Genomic DNA, 5,500 nt, shown 5'->3' with positions numbered 1-5,500 from the left:
CGGCAGGTCGGCACAGGCCGCGAGCGCCTCCCCGCCCCGCGGCGAGCGCAGGAACGCGACGTCGTCGAGCGAGAAGGCGTACGCCACGGCCGCACCTACGGAGCCGTCGGCGCGGACGGCTTCGTGCCGGTGATCATCACGTTGTAGAACAGCTCCCGCGGCAGCACCCGGGACAGCAGCTTGCGGTCCACAGCGGACAGTCGCAGCCAGGCGTGGTAGGCGAACAACCGCCAGCGCAGGGTCAGCTTCTCGTCCGGGACGGCCGCCTCGAAGGTGCGGACCGGCCAGCCGACAAGGGCCGCGCTGAACTCGTCGGTGACCGCCCGCACGTCCGCCGCCCCCGCCGCGCGGGCGGTGCGTTCCAGCTCGGACGGGTCGAACGTGTGCAGGTCCACCACCGCCTCCAGCGCCGCGGCGCGGGACGACTCGTCCAGTTCCGCCTGGGGCCGCCGCCAGCCGCGCAGGGCGGGCAGCTTGGTGAGCGTGGTGGTCAGCCACCAGGTGAGCTGCCCGAGCCTGCGGGCGTAGAAGTCGCCGATCCGGGTCGGCTCCCCGGCGAAGACGAACCGGCCGCCGGGCTTGAGCACCCGCAGCACCTCGCGCATCGCCGCCCGCACGTCCGGGATGTGGTGCAGCACGGCGTGCCCGACCACGAGGTCGAAGGTGTCGTCGTCGTACGGCACCCGCTCCGCGTCGGCCACCCGGCCGTCCACGTCGAGGCCGAGGCGCGCGGCGTTGCGCAGGGCGACCTCCACCATGCCCGGCGAGAGGTCGGTCACCGACCCCGTCGAGGCCACCCCACCCTGCATCAGGTTGAGCAGGAAGAACCCGGTCCCGCTGCCGAGCTCCATCGCGGTGCCGTAGGGCGTGTCCGGGCGCCCCGCGACCGCGTCGAAGACGTCGGTCGCGTAGCTGATGCACCGCTCGTCGTAGGAGATGGACCACTTCTCGTCGTAGGTGCCCGCCTCCCAGTCGTGGTAGAGCACGTTGGCCAGCTTGGGGTCGGCGTAGGCGGCCTCGACCTCCTCGGCGCTCGCGTGCGGGTTCGGCGCCGGGTCCCCCGCCGGCCTGGTGACACCCGGGCCGGTCACCGTGGGGTCGGACGGTCCCGCCACGTCACTTCCCCTCGAAGGTCGCCTTGCCGGGACCGTTCTCGATGAACGACTCCATGCCCCTGCTCTGGTCCTCGGTGGCCCAGAGCGCGGTGAACAGGTGCGTCTCCAGCTTCAGGCCGTTGCGCAGGTCCGTGTCGAGCCCGCCGTCGATGGCGGCCTTGGCCGCGCGCAGCGCCAGGGCGGGGCCGTTCACGAACTGGGCCGCCCACCGGTGCGCGGCGGCGTAGACGTCGTCCGGGGCCACGACCTCGTCCACGAGCCCGATCGAGGCGGCCTCCTCGGCCTTGACGAACCGTCCCGTGTAGACCAGGTCCTTGGCGCGGCTCGGCCCGATCAGCCGGGCGAGGCGCTGGGTGCCGCCCCCGCCGGGGATGATGCCGAGCTGGATCTCGGGCTGGCCGACCTTCACGTTGTCCCCGACCACCCGCCGGTCCGCGGTCAGCGCCAGTTCGAGCCCGCCCCCCAGCGCGTACCCGGTCACGGCGGCCACCGTGGGCTTGGGCAGCTCGGCGAGCCGGGTCAGCGAGTCCTGCAGCGCCGCGCCGAACCGGGTCATCTCGGCGTAGGAACGCCCGGCCATCTCCTTGATGTCCGCACCCCCGGCGAAGGTCTTCTCCCCGCCGTAGAGCACGACGGCACGGACGTCGTCCCGGTCGGCGGCCTCCTGCGCGGCCTCCGCCAGCTCCGCCTGCACCCGGTCGTTCAGCGCGTTGACCGGCGGCCGGTCCAGCCGGATCGTGCCGACGCCGCCCTCGACCTCGAGACGTACGAACTCGCCCAACGCCATCCTCCTTCGTTCACGTGCCCGCACCTCCCGGGCGCGGGTACCTCGGTCGGCCACGGGTGCCCCACGGTGAGGTTACCCATCGGTAGGCCCGGTCAGCGACGACGGGCGAAGTACCTGTCCCCCGACCGGTGCAGCTCCAGGTCCTGACCGAAGGTCTCGGACAGGTTCTCCCCGGTCAGGACGTCGTCGATGAGCCCGGACGCCACGGCACGTCCCCCGGACAGCAGCAGGGCGTGGGTGAATCCGGGCGGGATCTCCTCCACGTGGTGGGTGACCAGCGTCATCGCGGGCGCGTCCGGGTCCAGTGCCAGCGCGGACAGCCGCGCCACCAGGTCCTCCCGGCCCCCGAGGTCCAGCCCCGCCGCGGGTTCGTCGAGCAGCAGCAGCTCGGGGTCGGTCATCAGCGACCGCGCGACGAGCGTGCGCTTGCGTTCCCCCTCGGACAGGGTGCCGTAGGTGCGGTCGCCGAGATGGCCGATGCCGAGCGCGGCCAGCAGTTCGTCCGCACGCGCGGTGTCGACGCCGTCGTAGTCCTCCCGCCAGCGCCCGAGCACGGCGTAGCCCGCACTCAGCACGACGTCGCGCACCTTCTCGTCGGACGGCACCCGGCCGTTCAGCGCCGCCGAGGTGAAGCCGATCCGGGTGCGCAGGTCGAAGACGTCGACCCGGCCGAGGCGTTCGCCCAGCACGTGGACCGCGCCCGTCGTCGGATGCAGTTCGGCGGCGGCCAGCTTGAGCAGGGTGGTCTTGCCCGCGCCGTTCGGACCGAGCACGACCCACCGTTCGTCCAGCTCCACCGCCCAGTCGAGCTCGGCGAGCAGCGCGTTGCCGCCGCGCCGGACCCCGACACCGGCCATGTGGATCACGAGATCGGCAAGGTTCTCCGGGACCGCCACGTCGTTCACACGGGTCATTGTCGCCGACGGTGTCCCCGGATCCGGCACGGGGCCGCACGCGCGGGCGGCCTCACGCCAGCACCACCCTGCCGAGTTCGGCGGGATCGGCCAGCAGCGGATGCCGCGGCAGGACCCGCACGGTGTAGCCGAGCGAGCCCGCGAACGGCAGCGGCACGGTGGTGGCGAACTCGCCGCCGGACTGCGGGCTCATCGGCACGGTGGTCACGTCGTGCAGGTCGTCGGTGTCGCCGACCCGACCGACCACGGCCTGGACCTCGACCTCCGACTCGGACAGCTCCGCCAGATCGACCCGCGCGCTCACCCGGACCGGGGTGCCCACCACGGGGGACTCGCTGCCCTGCACGGACAGGTCCGTGGCCAGCACCCGCACCTGCGGCCAGCACCGGTCCACCCGCCGCCGGTAGTCCGCCAGCGACCGGGCACCCGCGTAGCCCTCCTCCGCCGCCGCGGCCACCGTGGTGGCCGCAGGCCGGTACGACGACTCGACGTACTCCCGCACCATCCGCGAGGCCTGCACCTCCGGGCCGAGGGTGCGCAGGGTGTGCCACACCATCGACAGCCACCCGCGCGGCACACCCGACTCGTCGCGGTCGTAGAACAGCGGGGCGATCTGCTGGCCGAGCAGGTCGTACAGCGCCGCGGCCTCCAGGTCGTCCCGCATCAGGGGGTCGGTGACGCCGTCGGCGGTGGGGATGGCCCACCCGTTGCTGCCGTCGTAGAACTCGTCCCACCAGCCGTCCCGGACGGACAGGTTGAGCCCCCCGTTGAGGGCCGCCTTCATGCCCGAGGTGCCGCAGGCCTCCAGCGGCCGGGTGGGGTTGTTCAGCCAGACGTCGCACCCCCGGTACAGGTACCGGGCCATGGACATGCCGTAGTCGGGCAGGAACACGATCCGCTCCCGCACGGCGGGGTCGTCGACGAACCGCACGATCTGCTGGATCAGCGCCTTGCCGCCCTCGTCCGCCGGGTGGGACTTGCCCGCGACCACGATCTGGATCGGCCGGTCGGAGTCGAGCAGCAGCGCACGCAACCGGTCCGGATCGCGCAGCATCAGGGTGAGCCGCTTGTAGGTCGGCACCCGGCGGGCGAAACCGACGGTGAGCACGTCCGGGTCGAAGATCCGGTCGGTCCAGTTCAGTTCGAGGGCCGAGGCGCCCCGCTGCAGCCAGGCCTCCCGGGCGCGCCTGCGCACCTCGTGGACCAGGTTCTCGCGCAACTCCCGGCGCAGCGCCCACAGCTGCTCGTCGGTCACCCGGGGGTCGATCCCGCTGACGTCCCCGTCGTGCCCCCACTCCTCGTCGCTGCCGCCGAGCAGTGCACTCATCTCCCGCGCCACCCAGGTCGGGCCGTGCACCCCGTTGGTCACCGAGGAGATCGGGACCTCGTCGGTGTCGAAACCCGGCCACAGCCGGGTGAACATCCGCCGGGACACGCGGCCGTGCAGGGCCGAGACGCCGTTGGCGCGCTGGGCCAGCCGCAACCCCATGTGCGCCATGTTGAACCGTGCGGGGTCGTCCTCCGCGCCGAGCGCGAGCACCCGGTCGAACGGCACCCCGGGCAGCAGTCGCCCGTCGCCGAAGTAGTGCCGGACCAGATCGGTGCCGAACTTGTCGATCCCCGCGGAGACCGGGGTGTGGCTGGTGAACACCGTGCCCGCCCGCACGGCCGACAGCGCCTCGTCGAAGCCGGGTCCGGAGCTCTCCAGCACCTCACGGATCCGTTCCAGACCGAGGAAGCCGGCGTGGCCCTCGTTGGTGTGGAAGACCTCGGGCTGCGGGTGCCCGGTCAGGTCGCAGTACCGGCGCACCGCCCGCATCCCGCCGATGCCCGCCAGGATCTCCTGCCGGATGCGGTGGTCGGCGTCGCCGCCGTAGAGCCGGTCGGTCACCCCGCGCAGGTCGTCGTCGTTGCCGTCCACATCGGTGTCCAGCAACAGCAGCGGCACCCGGCCCACCCGCGCCAGCCACACCTGGGCCAGCAGCTCCCGGCCGCCCGGCATGGCCGTGTGGATCATCACGGGTTCCCCCGCGTGGTCGGTGAGCTGTTCCAGGGGCAGCCCGCTCGGATCGATCACCGGGTAGTGCTCGACCTGCCACCCGTCCAGGGACAACGACTGCCGGAAATACCCCGCCCGGTACAGCGGGCCGACCCCGATCATCGGGACACCGAGGTCGGAGGCGGCCTTGAGATGATCGCCCGCGAGCACCCCCAGCCCTCCGGAGTAGTTCGGCAGCGCCTCGTGCACACCGAACTCCATGGAGAAGTACGCGACCGCGCCCGGGAACCGTTCCCCGTCCCCCGCCTCCGCCGCCCTGCGCTGGTACCAGCGCGGTTCGGACAGGTACCGCCGCAGATCCCCGCTGATCCGCCGGGTCCGGGCGAGGAAGTTCTCGTCTCCGGCGAGTTCGTCCAGCCGCGCGGCCGGGAGTTCGGCGAGCATGCGCAGCGGGTCCCGGATCCGCCGGAACAGCGCGTCGTCCATGGAGGCGAACAGGTCCCGGGTCGGCGGGTGCCACGTCCACCGCAGGTTCGTGGCCAGCTCCGTCAGCCCGGTCAGCTCCTCGGGGACGCGCGCGTGCACGGTGAACCGGCGGACAGCTCTCATGAAGATCGACCCTAACGCCGGGCGGTGCCCGGCCGCCGGACGCCGACCGTTCCGCGGGCGGAGGCGGGAAAGCGCC

4 protein-coding genes are annotated in these 5,500 nt (G+C 72.8%); all 4 read right to left on the bottom strand.

All coding sequences use genetic code 11. From position 1 onward, the window contains the following. Positions 1–95: 95 nt before the first annotated feature. The 4 genes from ACTIR_RS0109705 to glgP all read right to left on the bottom strand — a co-directional run bounded on the left by ACTIR_RS0109705 (position 96) and on the right by glgP (position 5,424). Positions 96–1,115 carry a class I SAM-dependent methyltransferase gene (locus ACTIR_RS0109705; RefSeq protein WP_199285596.1) on the bottom strand — a complete coding sequence of 340 codons (1,020 nt, stop codon included), beginning with the start codon at positions 1,113–1,115 and terminating at the stop codon, positions 96–98. A gap of 1 nt (position 1,116) precedes the next feature. Further along, positions 1,117–1,896 (bottom strand): enoyl-CoA hydratase/isomerase family protein, encoded by a 780-nt coding sequence (locus ACTIR_RS0109700; protein ID WP_026454118.1) that lies wholly within the window; start codon positions 1,894–1,896, stop codon positions 1,117–1,119. 98 nt (positions 1,897–1,994) lie between these two features. Continuing rightward, positions 1,995–2,816: an ABC transporter ATP-binding protein gene (locus tag ACTIR_RS0109695; RefSeq protein ID WP_026454117.1), complete on the bottom strand. Its 822-nt coding sequence runs from the start codon at positions 2,814–2,816 to the stop codon at positions 1,995–1,997. Positions 2,817–2,868: 52 nt separating this feature from the next. Then, positions 2,869–5,424, bottom strand: coding sequence for an alpha-glucan family phosphorylase (gene glgP, locus ACTIR_RS0109690; protein WP_026454116.1), 2,556 nt, complete (start codon positions 5,422–5,424; stop codon positions 2,869–2,871). Positions 5,425–5,500 lie beyond the last annotated feature (76 nt).

It is taken from the genome of Saccharomonospora iraqiensis subsp. iraqiensis (assembly GCF_000430445.1).
GTDB lineage: Bacteria > Actinomycetota > Actinomycetes > Mycobacteriales > Pseudonocardiaceae > Saccharomonospora > Saccharomonospora iraqiensis.
The sequence above is the reverse complement of the archived record's forward strand: the minus strand, read 5'-3'. Positions and strand labels throughout refer to the sequence as shown.

Coding starts and splice junctions, on each gene's coding strand:
- ACTIR_RS0109695 (WP_026454117.1), bottom strand. CDS start 2,816: ATGACCCGTGTGAACGACGTGGCGGTCCCGGAGAACCTTGCCGATCTC.
- glgP (WP_026454116.1), bottom strand. CDS start 5,424: ATGAGAGCTGTCCGCCGGTTCACCGTGCACGCGCGCGTCCCCGAGGAG.